Genomic DNA, 18960 nt, shown 5'->3' with positions numbered 1-18960 from the left:
TCGTCGACGACGGCGGGTTCTGCGAGTGTGGAGGTGTCGCCGAGGGCGCCGTAGTCGTTTTCGGCGATCTTGCGCAGGATGCGGCGCATGATCTTGCCCGAGCGGGTCTTGGGCAGGCCGGGGGCCCATTGGATCAGGTCGGGGGACGCGATCGGGCCGATTTCCGTGCGGACCCAGGTGCGTAGCTCCTTCTTCAGATCCTCCGAAGGCTCCACGCCGTTCATCAAGGTGACGTAGCAGTAAATGCCCTGGCCCTTGATCTCGTGCGGGTAGCCGACCACTGCGGCCTCGGCGACCTTCTCATGCGCCACGAGGGCCGATTCGACCTCTGCGGTGCCCATGCGGTGGCCCGAGACGTTGATGACGTCATCGACGCGCCCGGTGATCCAGTAGTCGCCGTCCGCGTCGCGGCGGCAGCCGTCGCCCGAGAAGTAATAGCCTTTGTAATCAGCAAAGTAGGTCTTCTCGAACCGCTCGTGATCGCCCCAGACGGTGCGCATCTGGCCGGGCCAGCTGTCCTTGATCGCCAGTACGCCCTCGGTCGGCAAGGCGTCGATTTCCTGGCCCGACTGCGGGTCCAGAACCACCGGCTGCACGCCAAAGAACGGCTTCATCGCGGCACCCGGTTTGGTTGCATGGGCGCCCGGCAGCGGGGTCAGCAGGTGGCCGCCGGTCTCGGTCTGCCACCAAGTGTCGACGATCGGGCATTTACCTTTGCCGACGATGTCGTTGTACCAGTTCCAGGCCTCGGGGTTGATCGGTTCGCCCACAGTGCCGAGGATGCGCAGGGAGCTGAGGTCGCATTTCTCGACGAACTCCGGACCCTGGCCCATCAGCGCGCGGATCGCCGTCGGCGCGGTGTAGAACTGGTTCACCTTGTGCTTTTCGCAGACCTGCCAGAAACGGCTGGCATCCGGGTAGGTCGGCACGCCCTCGAACATCAGCGTGGTCGCGCCGTTCGCCAGCGGACCGTACACGATATACGAGTGTCCGGTGACCCAACCCACGTCTGCCGTGCACCAGTAAACGTCGCCTTCATGATAATCGAAGACAACTTCCTGCGTCAGCGACGCGTAAAGGAGATATCCACCCGTCGTGTGTACAACGCCCTTCGGCTGGCCCGTCGAGCCGGAGGTGTAAAGGATGAACAGCGGGTCTTCGGCATTCATTTCAACGGGCTGGCAGTAGTCGGACGCTTCCAGAGCCATCTCGTTGTAGTCATAATCGCGGCCGTCCACCCAGGTGGTCTGGCCACCGGTGCGCTTGACCACGAGGCACTTCACGCTGTCCTTGCAGTGCAAGAGCGCCTTGTCGGCATTGGTCTTCAGCGGGGTCTTGCGGCCTCCGCGCGGGGCTTCGTCGGCGGTGATGACGACCTTGGCGTCGCAGCCGTTCACACGGGCGGCGAGGGCGTCGGGCGAGAAGCCGGCGAAGACGATGGAATGGATCGCGCCGATGCGGGCGCAGGCGAGCATGGCATAGGCGGCCTCGGGGATCATCGGGAGGTAGATGATGACCCGGTCGCCCTTCTTGACGCCCATGGTTTCCAGCACGTTTGCCATGCGGCAGACGCGGCGGTGCAGGTCGTTGTAGGAAATCGACTGCGCCTGCTCGTTGGGATCATCGGGTTCAAAGATGATGGCTGTCTGGTTGCCGCGCTTTTCCAGATGGCGGTCGATGCAGTTCGCGGCCACGTTCAGCGTGCCGTCGCGGAACCACTCGATCTTGACCTGGCCGAGGGTGAAATCGGTGTTCTTGATCTCGGTCGGCTGTTTCATCCAGTCGAGCCGCTTCGCCTGCTCGCCCCAGAAAGCCGCCGGATCAGCAACCGACGCCGCATACAGCGCGTCGTATTTCGTGGCGTCGATGTGGGCGTTCTGCACCAGATCAGGCGAGGGCGCGTAAGTCTTGGTCATGGGGTCTCCTCCAGAAAAACTTGGGGCCAAGGAACGTGCCTTGGCCCCGGATAACAAGTGGTTCTTTGGTCCCGTGGCCCGGGTTTTCATTCAGATTGCAAGATACTCGGCCCGAAGGCTTTCGTTTTCAAGCACCTCCGCCGCAGAGCCGTCGAAGACCACGCTTCCGGTGTCGAGAATCACGGCGCGGTCGGCCAGTTGCAGGGCGCGCACGGCGTTCTGCTCCACGATGATCGTGGTCATGCCCAGCTCCTTGACCTTGCGCAGCGTCTTTTCGATCTCGTCGACGATGACCGGGGCGAGGCCTTCGTAGGGCTCGTCCAAAAGCAGAAGCTTGATGTCACGCGCCAGGGCGCGGGCAATCGCCAGCATCTGCTGCTCGCCGCCCGACAGGGTCACCCCTTCCTGCTTGCGACGCTCGCCGAGACGCGGGAACAGGTCATACAGGCGCTCGATGGACCAGCCGATGGGCGGGGCGATCTGCGCCAGTTGCAGGTTTTCTTCGACGGTCAGGCCGGGGATGATGCGGCGGTCTTCGGGCACGAGGCCCAGGCCCGCGATGGCCGCCTGATGCGACTTCATGGTGTGCAGCGGCTGGTGATCCAGCCAGATCTCGCCGTGGTTCACCTGCGGACTGTCAAGACGCGCGATGGAGCGCAGCGTCGTGGTCTTGCCCGCGCCATTGCGGCCCAGCAGCGCGAGGATCTCGCCTTCGTGCACGTTGAAGGAGATGCCCTGCACGATGTAGCTCTCGCCATAGTAGGAATGCATGTCCCAGACGGAGAGGAAAGCGGGGGCGGTTTCGGCGTGGTTGGCGTTCTTCGAAAAATCGGGCCGAACGTTCATGGTGTCTGTCTCCCGTCCCGGCCTTGCGCCGGGACCTCATGCGTGGAGGCCCCGGCACAAGGCCGGGGCGCGTTGGGACGTGTCAGGCGTGCGCGGTTTCGCCCAGGTAGGCTTCCTGCACCTTCGGATGGCCCTTGATGTTCTGCGGCTCGTCCTCGACGAGCGGCGTGCCCTGGGCCAGCACGGTGATGCGATCCGCCAGCGAGAACACCACATGCATGTCGTGCTCGATGATGGCGATGGTGATGTCGCGGCTCTCCTTGATCTCCTTCAGCAGGTCGATCGTGTTGTTGGTGTCGGCCCGCGCCATCCCGGCGGTGGGTTCGTCCAGCAGCAGGAGCTTCGGCTCCTGGATCAGGCACATGGCCATCTCCAGCCGCCGCTTGTCCCCGCGCGACATCGAGGCCGTGTGCATGTGCCGCTTGTCGGCCATGTTCACGTCCTCGAGCATGGTCAGCGCGCGTTCCACCAGTTCCTTCTCGGATGCGACCGATTCGAAGGCATGCATGCGATACGCCCCGTCGCGCTTGGCAAAGAGCGGGATCATCATGTTTTCGAACACGGTCAGATCACCGAAGATTTCCGGCGTCTGGAACACGCGCGAAATGCCCATCTGGTTGATCTCGTGCGGGGAGCGTCCCAGCACGGACTGGCCATTGAACATCACCGACCCGGTGTCGGGGATCAGCTTGCCCACGAGGCAGTTCAGCAGGGTGGACTTGCCCGCGCCGTTCGGCCCGATGATCGCGTGGCAGGTGTTCTCCGCCACGCTGAGGTTCACGTCCGACAGGGCCTTCAGACCGCCGAAGCGTTTGCTCACATCCTTGACTTCAAGAATTCCCATCTGTCCGTCTCCTTATTCCGCGGGCTTCGTGGCGGCGGACTGGTCGTCCGAGGCCTTCTTGCGACCGAACAGACGTCCGATGCGCTGACCGCCTTCGACGAGGCCACCGGGCAGGAAGGTCACCACCAGCATGAAGATCACGCCAAGGGTCAGGTGCCAGCCTGCGCCGACGAAGTGCTCCAGCACCCAGACCACGCCGTTCTCGATCGGGTCGGGCAGGAAGTCGAACCACGAATGCAGCGTCGCCTCGTTGATCTTCGAGAAGATGTTCTCGAAGTACTTGATCATGCCGGCACCCAGCACCGGACCGATCAGCGTGCCTGCGCCACCGAGGATGGTCATCAGAACGACTTCACCCGACGCGGTCCACTGCATCCGCTCGGCCCCGGCCAGCGGGTCCATGGACGCCAGCAGGCCACCGGCCAGACCGGCATACATGCCCGAGATCACGAAGGCCGCCAGGGTGTAGGGCTTCGGGTTCAGGCCGGTGTAGTTCATCCGGGTCTGGTTCGACTTGATCGCGCGCAGCATCATGCCAAAGGGTGAACGGAAGATCCGCACCGACAGGTAGAACGCTGCCAGCATGATGATCGCACACACGTAGTAGCCCGCCGAGAAGGTGAAGGACCACGGTCCCACCACCAGATCGGTCGCGGCGCGCATCTCCAGCCCGAACAGGTTCGTCACCGGGATCGAGCCGTCCGCGGTCTGCGACACGCCCAGGATACGCGGATCGTCCAGCGTGATCTGCAGGCCGGTCTCACCGTTGGTGATCGGCGTCAGCACCGAATAGGCCAGCGCAAAGGACATCTGCGCAAAGGCCAGCGTCAGGATCGAGAAGTAGATCCCCGTCCGGCGCAGCGAGATGAACCCGATCAGCCAGGCAAACAGGCCCGAGATGATGACCGACAGGATGATCGCCGGGATGATGTTCATCGACAGGAGCTTGAACATCCACACGGCCGAGTACGATCCCACGCCGAGGAACGCGGCGTGACCGAACGACAGGTAGCCGGTCAGGCCGAACAGGATGTTGAAGCCGATGGCGAAGATCCCGAAGATCACGAAGCGCTGCATCAGGTCGGGATAGCCCGCGTTGAACTGCGCAAGGGCGCTGTCGGCGGGGAAGGGGTTCAGGATGAAGGGCGCCAGCATCGTCAGGATGGCGACGACGATCAGCAGGTTTGCGTCTTTTTTCTCTAGTCCGAACATGTCGTCTTACTCCATCACGCCTTTGCGTCCCATCAGGCCACGCGGACGGACCAGAAGGATGACGATGGCGACGAGGTAGATGATGATCTGGTTGATGCCGGGGATCAGCGTGATGATCTCGCGCATGGAGGCAAAGCTCTCGAGGATACCCAGCAGGAAGCCCGCGGCGACCGCACCGGGCAGCGAGCCCATGCCGCCAACCACCACCACGACGAAGGACAGCACGAGGAAGTCCATGCCCATGTGGTAGTTGGGCGCGTTGATCGGCCCGTACATCACGCCCGCAAGACCCGCCACTCCGGCGGCCATGCCGAACATCAGGGTGAACCGCTTGTCGATGTCGATGCCCAGAAGGCCGACGGTCTCACGATCCGCCATGCCCGCGCGGACCACCATCCCGAAGGTGGTGAACTGCAGGAAGGCAAAGACCGCGCCGATGATGACCAGCGAGAAGCAGAAGTAGACCACGCGCCAGGCCGGGTAGACGATGCCGGGCAGGACCTCCATGACGCCGGACAGCGCCTGCGGGGCAGGGGTCTGGATCGGGTTCGCGCCGAAATAGTGCTTGATGAGCTCCTGCAACACGATCGCCAGGCCAAAGGTCACGAGGATCTGGTCGGCGTGGGGGCGCTTGTAGAAGTGCTTGATGAGGCCGCGTTCCATCACGTAGCCGATGGCCAGCATGATCGGGATCGCAAAGAGGATCGCCAGCGGAACCGACCAGTCGATGATCGCGGCGCCGGTTTCAGGGCCGAACCATTCGATGACATAGGGTGTTTTCACCACCGAGGGGTTGCCGAGGAAGTCGAGTTTCGTGGGATCCACGGTCTCGTGCGAGAGGTTCAGCAGGCGCTGCAGTGCGACGGAACAGAACGCCCCGATCATGAAAAGAGCGCCGTGCGCGAAGTTCACCACGCCGAGGGTGCCGAAGATCAGCGTCAGACCCAGCGCGATCAGCGCATAGGCCGAGCCCTTGTCGAGCCCGTTGAGAATTTGAAGCAGAATTGCGTCCATGACCCCACCTTAGGGTTGAGTGTGGAGAAGCCCTCCGGCGCAGGCGTCGGGGGCGTGAAGAAAGTGACAAAGCCGGTGGTCGGGCGCGCACCCCGTGGGGCGGCAAGGCGGTTGGGGGCGTGTTGCCACGCCCCCTTTCGCGATTATGCGCCCGGGTTGCAGGAACCCAGCTGGCCGCCTGCGAACATCGGGTGATCGGCCGGGTAGGTCACCTGCGCGGCCGGGGTCACTTCGACGACTTCCAGCAGGTCGAACTCCGAGGTCGGGTTCTCCTTGCCCTTCACGACGAGAACGTCCTTGAAGCACTGGTGGTCGTCTGCACGGTACAGCGTCTTGCCGTTGCCCATGCCGTCGAACTCAAAGCCCTCGAGGGCCGCGGCGACGTCACAGGGGTTGAACGACTTGGCGCGCTCCACGGCGTCCGCATACAGCAGGGTCTGCACGTAGCAGGTGTGTGCGGCCTGCGACGGCGGGAAGCCGTACTTGGTGCCGAAGGACTTGACGAATGCCTTCGACCCTTCGTCCTGCAGGGACCAGTGCCAGTTGGTCGAACCGACGATGCCCTTGATGTTCTCGCCGGCACCGCGTGCCATCAGGCGCGAGAACAGCGGAACGACGATCTCGAAGTTCTTGCCGTTCACCTGCTTGTTGCGCAGGCCGAACTGAACCGCGTTGGTCAGCGAGTTGACCATGTTTCCGCCGTAGTGGTTCAGAACCAGCACGTCTGCGCCGGAATCCAGGACCGGGGCGATGTAGGACGAGAAGTCCGTCTGTGCGAGCGGGGTCAGCACGTTGTTGACGGTTTCCCAGCCCATGGCTTCGGTCGCGGCTGCGATCGATTCCTGCTGGGTCCAGCCCCAGGTGTAGTCCGCGGTCAGGTGATACGCCTTGCGGTCGTCGCCGTAGAGGTTCTTCAGAACCGGCGCCAGAGCCGCTGCCGACATGTAGGCGTTGAAGAAGTGACGGAAACCGTTCGCCTTCTTGTCCTTGCCGGTGGTGTCGTTCGAGTGGGTCAGACCCGCCATGAAGATGACGCCTGCTTCCTGGCAGAGACCCTGAACGGCCACGGCCACACCCGACGACGAACCGCCGGTGATCATGATGGCGCCGTCCTTTTCGATCATCGACTTGGCCGATGCGCGGGCTGCGTCCGACTTGGTCTGGGTGTCGCCGGTCACATACTCGACCTTCTTGCCCAGGATGCCGTTGCCCTGCAGAGCCTTCGACGAGAAGGTGCTCAGCATGCCGCCGTCGCCGCCACCGTTCAGGTGCTCGACCGCCAGCTCGTAGGCGCGCAGCTCGTCCGCACCTTCGTCAGCGTAGGGGCCGGTCTGCGGAACGTTGAAGCCGAGGGTGACGGAAGAGCCGGTCGGTTCGTTGGTGAAAGCGCCAGCCGACGAAGCGGTGAAGATGGTCGGCAGCGCAACGCCTGCGCCAATGCCGGCACCGCTCTTCAGCACGCCACGGCGGGTGAGGTTGGTCTTGGACATAAATATCCTCCCAATGTTTATGAAAGTCGTCACCCCCGCTCCTCAACAAGGGGACGCATGCACCATTGTGCAAAGGTACTATGGGGGAGGGATGGAAAATTGCGCAACAACTGCCTTTAGGGTAACGCTTTTTTTGTCAACAATTGAAAAGTAGACCGTAATATACTGTAAACTCGTTTATGTTGCGGTGCAGAAAGTGTTTGATTTGGCAGGGGAATACCAATGGCGCGAGACACGCTGACAGGGTCGCGGATTCGCGAAAGGCGCATAGCCAACGGCATGAGACAATCAGAGCTTGCAACTCGTGCCGGGATTTCAGCCTCTTATCTCAACCTTATCGAGCATAATCGCCGCAGAATCGGCGGCAAGTTGCTGCTCGACATCGCCGAGGCGCTTTCGGTCGAGCCCACGCATCTGACCGAAGGGGCAGGGGCCGCGCTGATCGCCGGTCTGCGCGAGGCAGCGTCGGATATGGCCGACAGCGAGGCCGAACTGGACCGCACAGACGAATTCGCCGGGCGTTTCCCGGGCTGGGCGGCGCTGCTCGTGGCAACGCGCGGGCGCGTGTCGCAACTGGAACGCTCCGTCGCGGTGCTGACCGACCGCATGACCCACGACCCGCAACTGGCCGCCTCCCTGCACGAGATGCTCTCTACCGTGACCGCCATCCGTTCCGCCGCGTCCATTCTTGCCGAGCCGGGCGAGATCGACCCGGAATGGCAGGCCCGCTTTCACCGCAACATCTACGAGGACTCCGGCCGCCTCGCAGAAACCTCGCGCGGTCTGGTGACCTACCTTGAGGCCGACAACGCGCAGGCGACCGAAACCGGCACCCCGCAGGAGGAACTGGACACCGCGCTGGAAAAGGCCGCTCACCATGTGCCGGAACTGGAGCGCGATACCGACGTGACCGCCGCGATGGCCCGCATGGGGCGCGGGCTGTCCAGTGCCGCCAAGACCCTGCTGCGCGCATGGCTGGAACGCTACGCCCAAGATGCGCAGGCGCTGCCGATCAGCCTCCTGCACCCTGCGATCGACCAGCATGGCCCCGATCCACTCGCCCTCTCGCAGACCTTGCAGGCCGAACCCACGCGCATCATGCGCCGCCTCGCCGCCATGCCCGCCGACGTCCTGCCCGATCCCGTCGGCCTCGCCATCTGCGACGCCTCCGGCGTGCTCTCCTACCGCAAACCCTTGCCCGACTTCCCGATGCCGCGCTTTGGTGCCGCCTGTCCGCTCTGGCCTCTGTACAAGGCGCTCAACCGCCCTCACGCGCTGCTCGGCGCCGAGATCACCCAGCTGGGCCGCTCCGGCACGGCGTTGCGCGTCGAGGCGCAGGCCACGCCCGTCGGCCCGATGACCATCAACGCCGACCCGCTGTTCGAGGCGCATATGCTGGTCCGTCCCGCCCCGGTCGGACGCCCGCAGGGTGCTGCGCAGGAGGTCGGCGTGACCTGCCGCGTCTGCCCCAAACCTGATTGTCCCGGCAGGCGAGAGCCTTCCATTCTTTCTTCCCGTTAAAGGGGTTGCGAAATGGTGGCGCTAACGGGAGACTGGCAGTGTTGGGTGCGAAAGATTGTTGCAGGATGGCCAAAGGCGTTTTGACTCCGGCTTTGTAAAAGTCCTACAATCGTCGCACTTGCGGGGGGAGGAGACCCTGTAAACAGGGGCCGGCGGGTGAGGGGAATTGAATGAGCGGACAGGTTCTTCTTATCGAAGACGAGCCGAACATCATCGAAGCGATCAAGTTCATCCTGTCCCGTGAAGGGTGGCAGGTGTTTTCGCACTCGAACGGCGAGACGGCGGTGCAGACCGTGCGCGACCGCGCGCCGGACGTGGTGATCCTTGATGCGATGTTGCCGGGCAGATCGGGGTTCGACATCCTGCGCGAGCTGCGCGAAGATGCGACAACCGCCGCGCTGCCGATCCTGATGCTCACGGCCCGCGGCCAGACGAAGGACCGCGAGATGGCAGAACGTGCCGGGGCAAGCCGATTCATGACCAAACCCTTCTCCAACGCAGAGGTGCTCGACGCCGTCCGGGCGCTCAAGGGCGCATGACCCCCGACGCACAGGACGGCGCAGGCCCGGCACCTGACGTGTCGGACCCGACCCTGTACAGCCAGCAACTTGAACGCCAGACCTTTCGCCGCCGCCGCATGGTGGATGCCGCCTGCGCGCTGCCGTTTCTCGGGTTGTTGCTGTGGTGGCTGCCGCTGCTCTGGCGCACGCCCGACACGCAGATCACCACGGCCGGGGCGCTGATCTACATCTTCTCCATCTGGGTCGCGCTGCCCATTGCCACCGGCCTGCTGATCCGCGCCATCCGACGCGCCAGTGCTCCCGACCGACCGGAGGCCCGCCGGTGACCACGCTCAACGCGCTCGCGGCGATCTCGTTGTCTTACGTCGCGCTGCTGTTCGCCGTCGCCTTCATGGCGGAACGCGCCGCACACCGGGGCCGGGTCAAGTGGCTCCGCGCGCCCATCGTCTACACGCTCTCGCTGTCGATCTACTGCACCGGCTGGACGTTTTACGGCGCGGTCGGCTCGGCGGCGCGCACGGGCGTCGAATACCTGACGATCTACCTCGGCCCCAGCCTCGTGATGATCGGCTGGTGGTGGATCCTGCGCCGCCTCGTGCGCATCGGCCGGTCGCAGCGTATCACCTCCGTGGCCGACCTGATCTCGTCGCGCTATGGCAAGTCGAACCTTCTGGGCATCGGCGTCACCATCCTCGCCGTGGTCGGCACGACGCCTTACATTGCCCTGCAATTGCAATCCGTTACCCTCTCCGTCGACGTGTTTGCCCATGCCGAGGCCATGCCCGGCACCCAAAGCAGCACCGCCTTCTGGGTCGCCGTCGGCCTCGCCGTCTTTACCGTGATCTTCGGCACCCGCACGCTGGATTCCAATGAACGCCACCACGGCGTCGTCATGGCCATCGCGCTCGAAGCGGTCGTGAAACTCACCGCCCTCATGGCGGTCGGCGGCTTCGTCGTCTGGGGGCTGGCGGGGGGCGTGTCGGAAACCCTCGCACGCATCGATGCCTCGCCCATGGGGCAATGGCAGGTGAACGGAGGCCGCTGGGCCGGGCTGATGCTGCTTTCCGCCGCCGCCTTCCTCTGCCTGCCGCGCATGTTCCAGGTCCTCGTCGTGGAAAACGACAACGATCGCCAGTTGCGCATGGCCGCCTGGGCCTTCCCGCTTTACCTCATGCTCATGAGCCTCTTCGTCGTGCCCATTGCCGTCATCGGCATGGACCTCCTACCCGAAGGCTCCAATCCCGACCTCTTCGTCCTCACGCTCCCGCTGTCGCAGGGCCGCGAGGGCCTTGCGCTCCTGACCTTCCTGGGCGGCTTTTCCTCCGCCACCTCCATGGTCATCGTCGCCGCCATCGCGCTGTCCACCATGGTCTCCAACCACATCGTCATGCCCATCTGGCTGGAGACCCGGCGCGGCACGGCCTCCGTCTCCGGCGACGTCCGGCAGGTGGTCCTGCTCTCGCGCCGCCTGTCCATCGCGGGCGTGTTGCTCTTGGGCTACCTCTACTACGCCCTCTCGGGCGGCGGTTCGGCCCTCGCGGTCATCGGCCTCGTGTCCTTCACCGGCGTGGCGCAGGTGCTGCCGGTCATGCTGGGCGGGCTGTTCTGGCGGGGGGCAACGCGCGCCGGGGCGCTGGCCGGGCTGACCTTCGGCTTCGCCACGTGGCTTTACACCCTTTACATCCCCAGCCTTGGCGAGGGCGGCCTGATCCCGCCCGCATGGTTCACCGACGGCCCCCTCGGCATCGGCTGGCTCCGCCCCGAGGCGCTGTTCGGCATCGGCGGCATGGACCCGCTTCTGCATGCGGTCTTCTGGTCGCTGACGCTCAACACCGTGGCCTTCATGGTCGTGTCCATGTGTACGATCGCCTCGCCGCTGGAACGCCTTCAGGCCGCGCAATTCGTCAACATCCAGGCTGCGCCCGGCGGCGCACGCTCGTGGCTTCCGGGGGCCGCCCAGACCGAAGACCTGATGATCATGGCGCAGCGCATCCTTGGTGCCCGCGATGCGCAGGCCTTCTTCCTGCGCGAGGCGGAACGGCAGGGCGTCGACGAGGGCATCCCCACGCCGACCCCGGAATTCCTTCAGCGTCTCGAAACCGAACTGGCGGGATCGGTCGGTGCCGCCACCGCGCACGCCATGGTCGGCCAGATCGTCGGCGGCATGTCCGTCTCGGTCGAGGACCTGATGGCCGTGGCCGACGAGACGGCGCAGATGATGGAATACTCCGCCCGGCTGGAAACCCAGTCGCGCGAACTGTCCCGCACCGCCGCCGAGCTGCGCGCCGCCAACGACAAGCTCACGCGCCTGTCTGTGCAAAAGGACGCCTTCCTCAGTCAGATCAGCCACGAACTGCGCACCCCCATGACCTCGATTCGCGCCTTCTCGGAAATCCTCCGCGATGCCGAAGGCCTCTCGCGTGCCGATCAGAACCGCTACGCCTCGATCATCCACGACGAGGCGATTCGCCTGACCCGCCTGCTGGACGACCTCCTTGACCTCTCCGTGCTGGAAAACGGGCAAGTGAGTCTCAACCTCTCGGATGGCAAATTGGCCGACGTGCTCGACCGCGCCGTCGCCGCCGCGGTGGCTGACGAGGGCAGTCGATTGAAGATCAAGCGCCGCAGCCTGAACGAACAGGTCTGGCTGCACACCGATCTGGAGCGCCTTAGCCAGGTGTTCATCAATCTTATCGCAAACGCGCGCAAATACTGCGATGCAGCAGAGCCAGAGCTTGAAATCCGGGTGATTTCGCACGCGCAGCAGATACTTGTCGACTTCATCGACAATGGCTCGGGCGTCGCACCCGAGGCGCGCGACGTCATTTTCGAAAAATTCGCCCGCGTCAGCGACCAGAAGGCCGGAGGCGCCGGCCTCGGACTCGCCATCTGCCGCCAGATCGTCGCCCGGCTGGGCGGTGACATCTCCTATCTCCCCGATCAGGGCGGAGCGGCGTTTCGCGTTGTGTTGCCGATCCGTCAGGAGTTGGCCGCTGAATGACGTTATGGTCCCCGTTTTGGTGGGTCAATTCGACTTAAAAGGACTTCGTTAAAGCCCTTGGTAACCAAATCCGCCCATAAGAGAGGGCGGAGGCAGTTTGGATGACGGGCGTGAAATTGCATGGCTGACGGTGCACGAGACGACGTATTGGGCCAGAAGGCTCAGGCCGCCCAGCGTGCGTTCGAGGCACGCGGGATGTCGCCTGCCAAGGCGCTCAGGCGTGCGTTGTCCAAAACGGCGGATATCCTCTGGGACCTTGCGCTGGTCACCCAGAACGTCGTGGCCGAATCTCTCGACCAGGACGGGGTGATCGACTCGCTGGTTGCCAACGACCTTCTGCTGCTGCTGGACGGTCCCGACGGCGATATCGGCCTTGCGACGGTGGATCGCCAGGTCCTGACCGGTGTGGTCGAGGTGCAGACCATCCTCCAGGTCACCCAGATGCCGATCGAGGAGGACCGCACCCTCACCCAGACCGATGCCGCCATGGTGGCGCCACTGCTCGACGGAACTCTGATGCGCATGGCCGAGTCCCTGTCTGACAGCCCCATCGGCGCGATGCTCGAAGGGTATCGTTTCGGCGTCATGCTGGAGGATGCCCGCTCGGCCAGCCTGCTGCTGGACGCGCCCGGCTATCGTGCTTTCCGCGCTGACGTCGACCTCGCGCTGGGACGGCGCAAGGGGCGGTTGTCCTTCATCGTGCCCGAACGCAAACCGGGGCGGGGTGCCGACATCGCGGCGACCAACAGCGCGCCCGGCCCGCACGCCGACATATTTTCGCGGGTTCCGGCCCGCCTCGACGCCGTTCTGTCGCGGGTTACGCTCCCCCTGTCCAAAGCGCAGGCGCTGAAGCCCGGCGATACCCTGCGCCTGTCGCCTGACGGCCTGGATCGGGTGGAAATCCACGCCGCCCATGGGCAGTTGATTGCCAAGGGGCGTATGGGGCAGATGAATGGGCACCGCGCGGTGCGCCTGACCTGGCCCGTGCTGGGCCCGCTGGCCCTGTCCAGTCCGCCTGCTGCAAAGGGCAGCGATTTCGGCGACAGTTTCGGCGGGGGCTCCCCCGCCGCGCTGCCCGCCGCCACGATGGAAGAGGACTTCCCGGACCTCCCCGCCATGGGCGGGGATTTTGGCGGTGGCATGGCCGAGGACCTGCCCGATCTGCCAGCGCTGGATTTCGCGGCCGAGGCCGGCGATTTCGATTTCAGCGCCAACAACAGCGATCTCCCGGCAGAGGATTTCGACATGGATTTCGGGTCGGCCCCGATGGACTTCGACCTCAAGGAGTGACGGCCCCCCAAAGCAAAAGGCGCGCCCCGGTCAGGGACGCGCCTTTCGGTTCCGCAGGTTCCAGCCTTCAGGCCTGCGCCAGGGTCTCCAGCGTGGGCCGCAGCCCGGAGATGTCGTAGCCCGCCTCCAGGGCGGTCCCGATCACCGCATCCGCGCCCAGGGTCTGAGCATTGCCCAGCGCCCAGATCACAGTGCAGCGCGTGCCCGAGGCGCAATAGGCCAGCACCGGCCCGCCTGCGCTCGCCACGATCTCCTGCTGTTTCAGGATGTTCTCGGCGTTCATCGTCTGATGGGTCAGAGGCAGCACGGCAAAGCGCAGCCCCTCGGCTTCGACAGCCTGCCGCATGGCGTCAGACTGCAGCGCGGGCGGGTTCTCTTCGTCGGGGCGGTTGCACAGCACCATGACAAAGCCCGCATCGCGCAGCGCCGCTACATCCTCGGGAGAGATCTGCGGCGACACGCTATAGGTTTCGGTAAGTTTTCTCGGCGTCATGCGTAACGCTTATTCTGCCGGAACGGCCCTGTCCAGACGCGCGCGCAGCAGCGGTGCCACGGCCATGCCGGTCACCATGGCGGCAACAAAGATATACAGGCCCGGCCCGCCGTAGGACAGCGACGCGATGGACGGTCCCGGGCAGAGGCCCGCGAGGCCCCAGCCCACGCCGAACATCACCGACCCGATAACCAGCTTGCTGTCGATCTCCTTCGACGGGGCAGGGGGCAGCGGAGCGCCGGTCAGCGCGGTGTGCCGCTTGCTCCGGATCCACCAGGCCAGGGCCATCGGGATCATCGCGCCGCCCATGACAAAGGCCAGCGTCGGGTCCCAGGCGCCGAACACGTCGAGCCAACCCTGCACCTTCGCGGTGTCGGTCATGCCCGAGATGAAAAGGCCAGAGCCGAAAAGGCCGCCTGCGATCAATGCGATAACGTGGCGCAACATGTCAGATCACTCCCAGGATGTGGCGGAACAGGATGACACCCAGGCCACCGGCCAGGATGTAGCAGCAGGTCGCGACGATGCCGCGGATCGACAGGCGCGACATGCCGCAGACGCCATGACCGGAGGTACAGCCATTGGCGATGCGCGTGCCGATCCCCACCAGCAGACCGGCGGCAGCCAGCACCCAGAAGTTGTCGGTGATATGCGTGTCCACCTCGGTATAGGCCGGGTACAGCACGATCGGCATGACCGCGACGCCCAGCAGGAACAGGATGCGCTCCCACTTGGTGTCGAGCCCGGAGCCATCGACGAGCCCGCCGATGATGCCACTGGCTCCCATGATCTTGCCGTTGCCCAAAAGGTACACGGCACCGCCCGTCCCGATCAGCAAACCGCCGATCAGGCCCCAGATCCAATCGATAGGCATTCTTTCGTTTCCTTGTTGTCCGTTCTGGCACCCCGGTTCGCGTCGGGGCACGATTTTTCGCGGAAAAATCGCTCCCCCGCCCGACGACCGGGCAGGGGCAATGGTCAAAGCCTCAGAGCTTGTTCACCGGTACTTTCAGGTAGACGTTGCCCTGTTCGTCCGCCGGGGGCATCTGGCCCGCGCGCATGTTCACCTGCAGCGAGGGGATGATGAGCTTCGGCATCGCAAGCGTCGCATCGCGCGTGTCGCGCATCTCGACGAACTGGTCCTTGGACTTGCCGTCACCGACGTGGATGTTGCGCGCCTTCTGCTCGCCCACCGTGGTCTCCCAAGCGTAATCATCGCGGCCCGGCGCCTTGTAGTCGTGGCCGACAAAGATGCGGGTCTCGTCCGGCAGCGACAGGATCTTCTGCACCGAGTCATACAGCGTCTCGGACGAGCCCCCCGGGAAGTCGCAGCGCGCCGTGCCAAAGTCCGGCATGAACAGCGTGTCGCCGACAAAGGCCGCGTCGCCCACGACGTAGGTCAGGCAGGCCGGGGTGTGCCCGGGGGTGTGCAGCACGTCGGCGCGCATCTGGCCGATATGGATCGAGTCACCCTCGACGAACAGCTGGTCGAACTGCGACCCGTCGCGCTGGAACTCGGTCCCTTCGTTGAAGACCTTGCCGAATACGTCCTGCACGATCTTGATGCGGTCGCCGATACCGATCTTGCCGCCCAGTTCCTTCTGGATATAGGGCGCGGCAGACAGGTGGTCGGCATGCACGTGGCTTTCCAGAAGCCACTGGCATTCATAGCCTTTTTCCTTCACGAAGGCGATGATCGCATCGGCCGAGCGGGTGTCGGTATGGCCCGACGCGTAGTCGAAATCCAGCACGCTGTCGATGATGGCGCAGGCGGTGCCGTTCGGGTCACGCACGACATAGGAAATGGTGTTGGTCGCCTCGTCGAAGAAGGCGGTCACTTCGGGTTTCAGAGCGGTGAGCGTCATGGCGGGAATCTCCTCGTTTCGTGAAACATATACGTAAATACGAATGTGTTTCAAGGGGCAAGTTGCGCTTGATTTGCATCAATGCGTTTCTTGCCCGATCCTGCCACACTCACACTGGGGCGAGGAGGCCCCGCACTATGTCGCACCACGAAGAAAAACTTAAACTCCTCAACAGATTGCGTGAACTCGGCGGGCGCCTCGACGAGATCGGCGATGCACTCGAGGCCGAGCATTCGAAAGACTGGGAAGATCAGGCGGTCGAACGCGAGGGCGAAGAGGTGCTCGAACGTCTTGGCGAAAGCGGACAGGCCGAGGTCGCCCGCATCAAGGCCGCCCTGCAACGCATGGCGGACGGCGAATACGGCCTGTGCGTCAAATGCGGCGAAGACATCGCTCCGGCACGTCTGGCCGCCGTGCCCGACACGCCGCTTTGCGTGAAATGTGCCTCCGGCGGATAGGCCGCCGGCGGACCCGCTCCACAGCGGAGCCATAGGAGGGAAGGTCATGATCGACGCACTGAATCAAAGACTTGAGGCCCTGTGCCATCAATTGCGAACCGCCAGGGGGGCCAGTCGGGCAGAGGCGCTCGACCATCTTTCGGAGGTACTGCAACAACTCGAACTGCACGGGCAGGCAGCCCCCGCCTGGGCGCGTGAAGCGCTCTCCAACGCAGTCGAGGCCGACGTCGAGGACGGCTTTGACAACATGCCGGTCTGACAGCTTTTCCGCATCATACCGCCGGTGGGCAGGTCCCGAAGGGGCTTGTCCCGCCAAGCATCGGCCCGCAAAGCGGCTTTTAGGCCGCAATTGCCCTGAATCCGGTCAAAAAATTTGCCTTGTGTCGCGGATTCGATTCTAATCGCCAGCAAAACAGCGCTCAAAGGCGCGTGACGGGCAGACACGGGGCGATCCGCCCCCGGCGGAAAGACAGGCAGATGGCAGAAGGCATCCACTATTCGGTCCGGGAGGGCGTGGCCCTCCTCAGCGTGGATCATCCCCCGGTGAACGCGCTGTCACATCCGGTGCGCGCGGGAATAGAGGCCGCCCTGGATCGCGCCGAAGACGACCCAACCGTGGACGCTGTCGTTGTCATGGGCACCGGCAGCACCTTTCCGGCGGGCGCGGACCTCACCGAGTACGAAAGCGGGCTGAAGGCGCCCTTCCTGCGCGACATCTGCGCAAGGGTCGAGGCCTGCGCCAAACCCGTCATCGCGGCGCTGCACGGCACCGTCTACGGGGGCGGGCTCGAACTGGCTTTGGCAGCGCACTACCGCATTGCCCTGCAAGGCACCCGTGCCAGCCTGCCCGAAGTCCGTATGGGCCTGACACCGTCTGCGGGGGCCACTCAGCGCCTGCCACGCCTCGTCGGAACGCCATTGGCGCTGGAACTCATGTTGACGGGCGGCACCTTGCCGCTTGACCGCGGTCCCGGCCTGTCCCTGATCGACGAAACCTGCGTCGGCAACCTGCGCGATCAGGCACTGGCCTACGCGCGCCGTCTGCTGGAGGCGGGACAGGGGCCGCGCCCGACCTCCGAGCGCCGCGATGGCTTTGCCGATTACGCCACACATACGCAGGCCATCGCCACGCGTCGCGGCGCGCTCACCGACGGTGCCGACAGCGCCATGGCGCAGGTCCTGCACCTCGTCGAGGCTGCCGCCCTGCTGCCCTTCGAAACCGGGATCGCGATGGAGCAGGACGCCTTCGAGACCTGCCTCGCCTCGGATGCCGCCAAAGCGCTGCGTCACGCCTTTACCGCCGAACGGCTCGCCCGCCGTTTTGCGCTGCCCAAGGGCACCGTGCTGCCCGAGATCAACCGCATCGCCGTGCTGGGCCCCGGACCGCTGGCGATGCAGATCACAGTTTCCGCCCTGAACGCCGGGATCGGCGTCAACTGGGGCGCCCGCGAGCCCGAGAAGCTGCGCGAAGGGGTCGAGCAACTGCGCGAGGTCTTTGCCGCCGGGGTCAAGGGCGGTGGCCTTTCGCCGGAACAGTCACAGGCGCGCCTGCAATTGCTTCACTGGGGTGAAAGCGCCGAGATGATCGGCGGCGCCGATATGGTCCTGCATGCCGCACGCGGGCAGGGCGACGTGCCCGCCCCCCGCGGCACCATCCGCGCCGTCGCCATGTCCGCCCGCGTCGACGAACTCGGCCTGCGCTTCGCACCCCCGGTATTCTCGACCCGCCTGGTCGAGGTGGTTCAGGGCGCCGACGGGACTGCCGAGCAACTGGCCTATGGCCTCGCGCTGGCGGAGCGGATGCACAAGGTGCCCGTCCACGTCATGTCCAGCGGCACCAGCATCGCCGGGCGCCTGGCCGCCGCACTGCACCGCGCCGCCGACGCCCTGCTGGACCTCGGGGCCGACCCCTACGCGGTCGATGCGGCCGTCGAGGACTGGGGCTGGCCCCGCCCGCCGTTCCGCACGCGCGACATGATGGGGCTGGAAGATCTGAGCTCAGCTCACCGCGCGGAGGGCGCCGAGAACTGGTCGTCTGTCCTGGTGGACGTCGACCGGCGTGGCTGGGTGTCTGGCAAGGGGTTCTACGACTGGACCGACGATGGTCCGGAACGCAGCGATGCCGTGAAACGTCTGCTCAACGGCCAGCGCGCGGCGCGCCCGCTGGAGCAGATGGACATGGTCATGCTGCTCGTCGGAGCCATGGCCAACGAGGGTGCCCGGATGCTGTCGGAAGGCATGGCGCAGAAGGCGTCGGACATCGACGCGGTCGCGATCCTTGCGCAGGACTTCCCGCGTGCCAAGGGCGGCCCGATGATGGCCGTGGGCCAGTGGGGTATGCTGAAAGTCATGAAAAAACTCGAGCGTCTCGACCACGCGGACACTGACTTCTGGATGCCGCAAGCGTCTTGGGCCGAGCATGTAAAATACGGTCGGACCTTCCTGTCACGCTGAGCGGTTTCGCCTGCCAAAGGCAGGCGACCGGGGGG

General features: G+C 64.8%; 18 protein-coding genes. 8 read left to right on the top strand and 10 right to left on the bottom strand.

The window, feature by feature from the left end; genetic code table 11:
* From acs to ACP16H_RS25675, 6 genes are all read right to left on the bottom strand, one after another.
* Window positions 1–1916, bottom strand: a 1916-nt coding sequence (gene acs, locus ACP16H_RS25700) for an acetate--CoA ligase (protein WP_425075008.1), incomplete at its 3' end; no start/stop codon positions are given.
* 90 nt (window positions 1917–2006) lie between these two features.
* Window positions 2007–2762 carry an ABC transporter ATP-binding protein gene (locus ACP16H_RS25695; protein ID WP_425075007.1) on the bottom strand — a complete coding sequence of 252 codons (756 nt, stop codon included), beginning with the start codon at window positions 2760–2762 and terminating at the stop codon, window positions 2007–2009.
* A gap of 82 nt (window positions 2763–2844) precedes the next feature.
* A complete protein-coding gene (locus ACP16H_RS25690; protein ID WP_425075006.1) occupies window positions 2845–3606 on the bottom strand; it encodes an ABC transporter ATP-binding protein in 762 nt (253 codons plus the stop codon).
* Between the two features lie 12 nt (window positions 3607–3618).
* Window positions 3619–4818, bottom strand: coding sequence for a branched-chain amino acid ABC transporter permease (locus ACP16H_RS25685; RefSeq protein ID WP_425075005.1), 1200 nt, complete (start codon window positions 4816–4818; stop codon window positions 3619–3621).
* Between the two features lie 6 nt (window positions 4819–4824).
* Window positions 4825–5832: a branched-chain amino acid ABC transporter permease gene (locus ACP16H_RS25680; protein WP_425075004.1), complete on the bottom strand. Its 1008-nt coding sequence runs from the start codon at window positions 5830–5832 to the stop codon at window positions 4825–4827.
* A gap of 143 nt (window positions 5833–5975) precedes the next feature.
* Entirely contained in the window at window positions 5976–7322 is a 1347-nt protein-coding gene (locus ACP16H_RS25675) for a substrate-binding protein (RefSeq protein ID WP_425075003.1), read from the bottom strand.
* A gap of 222 nt (window positions 7323–7544) precedes the next feature.
* Here ACP16H_RS25675 and ACP16H_RS25670 point away from each other — a divergent pair, with 222 nt between their 5' ends.
* From ACP16H_RS25670 to ACP16H_RS25650, 5 genes are all read left to right on the top strand, one after another.
* The gene (locus ACP16H_RS25670; RefSeq protein WP_425075002.1) at window positions 7545–8843 is read left to right on the top strand and encodes a helix-turn-helix domain-containing protein; all 1299 of its coding nucleotides are present in this window, start codon (window positions 7545–7547) and stop codon (window positions 8841–8843) included.
* 170 nt (window positions 8844–9013) lie between these two features.
* Window positions 9014–9382, top strand: coding sequence for a response regulator transcription factor (locus ACP16H_RS25665; protein WP_425075001.1), 369 nt, complete (start codon window positions 9014–9016; stop codon window positions 9380–9382).
* Complete coding sequence (locus ACP16H_RS25660; protein WP_425075000.1) at window positions 9379–9690, top strand: hypothetical protein; 312 nt, start codon at window positions 9379–9381, stop codon at window positions 9688–9690. Before ACP16H_RS25665 ends, ACP16H_RS25660 begins: the two co-directional genes overlap by 4 nt.
* Window positions 9687–12365 (top strand): ATP-binding protein, encoded by a 2679-nt coding sequence (locus ACP16H_RS25655; protein ID WP_425074999.1) that lies wholly within the window; start codon window positions 9687–9689, stop codon window positions 12363–12365. Before ACP16H_RS25660 ends, ACP16H_RS25655 begins: the two co-directional genes overlap by 4 nt.
* Before the next feature lie 120 nt (window positions 12366–12485).
* Window positions 12486–13655 carry a FliM/FliN family flagellar motor C-terminal domain-containing protein gene (locus ACP16H_RS25650; protein ID WP_425074998.1) on the top strand — a complete coding sequence of 390 codons (1170 nt, stop codon included), beginning with the start codon at window positions 12486–12488 and terminating at the stop codon, window positions 13653–13655.
* Window positions 13656–13722: 67 nt separating this feature from the next.
* Here ACP16H_RS25650 and ACP16H_RS25645 read toward each other — a convergent pair whose 3' ends face one another.
* From ACP16H_RS25645 to ACP16H_RS25630, 4 genes are all read right to left on the bottom strand, one after another.
* Window positions 13723–14148: a TIGR01244 family sulfur transferase gene (locus ACP16H_RS25645; RefSeq protein ID WP_425074997.1), complete on the bottom strand. Its 426-nt coding sequence runs from the start codon at window positions 14146–14148 to the stop codon at window positions 13723–13725.
* 9 nt (window positions 14149–14157) lie between these two features.
* Window positions 14158–14595: a DUF6691 family protein gene (locus ACP16H_RS25640; protein WP_425074996.1), complete on the bottom strand. Its 438-nt coding sequence runs from the start codon at window positions 14593–14595 to the stop codon at window positions 14158–14160.
* Window position 14596: 1 nt separating this feature from the next.
* Complete coding sequence (locus tag ACP16H_RS25635; protein WP_425074995.1) at window positions 14597–15022, bottom strand: YeeE/YedE family protein; 426 nt, start codon at window positions 15020–15022, stop codon at window positions 14597–14599.
* A 112-nt stretch (window positions 15023–15134) separates the two neighbouring features.
* Window positions 15135–15998 carry an MBL fold metallo-hydrolase gene (locus ACP16H_RS25630; protein WP_425075009.1) on the bottom strand — a complete coding sequence of 288 codons (864 nt, stop codon included), beginning with the start codon at window positions 15996–15998 and terminating at the stop codon, window positions 15135–15137.
* Between the two features lie 152 nt (window positions 15999–16150).
* Between ACP16H_RS25630 and ACP16H_RS25625 the strand changes: the two genes are divergently transcribed.
* The 3 genes from ACP16H_RS25625 (at window position 16151) to ACP16H_RS25615 (ending at window position 18925) form a co-directional block, all read left to right on the top strand.
* Window positions 16151–16471, top strand: a complete 321-nt coding sequence (locus ACP16H_RS25625) for a TraR/DksA family transcriptional regulator (RefSeq protein WP_425074994.1) — start codon at window positions 16151–16153, stop codon at window positions 16469–16471.
* A 46-nt stretch (window positions 16472–16517) separates the two neighbouring features.
* A complete protein-coding gene (locus ACP16H_RS25620) occupies window positions 16518–16730 on the top strand; it encodes a hypothetical protein (protein ID WP_425074993.1) in 213 nt (70 codons plus the stop codon).
* 218 nt (window positions 16731–16948) lie between these two features.
* Complete coding sequence (locus ACP16H_RS25615; RefSeq protein WP_425074992.1) at window positions 16949–18925, top strand: enoyl-CoA hydratase-related protein; 1977 nt, start codon at window positions 16949–16951, stop codon at window positions 18923–18925.
* Window positions 18926–18960: the final 35 nt, after the last annotated feature.

Source organism: Sagittula sp. S175, from assembly GCF_049800975.1.
In the GTDB taxonomy this organism is placed as follows: domain Bacteria; phylum Pseudomonadota; class Alphaproteobacteria; order Rhodobacterales; family Rhodobacteraceae; genus Sagittula.
Note: the sequence above shows the minus strand (reverse complement) of the source record. Positions and strands in the feature narration are given on the sequence as shown.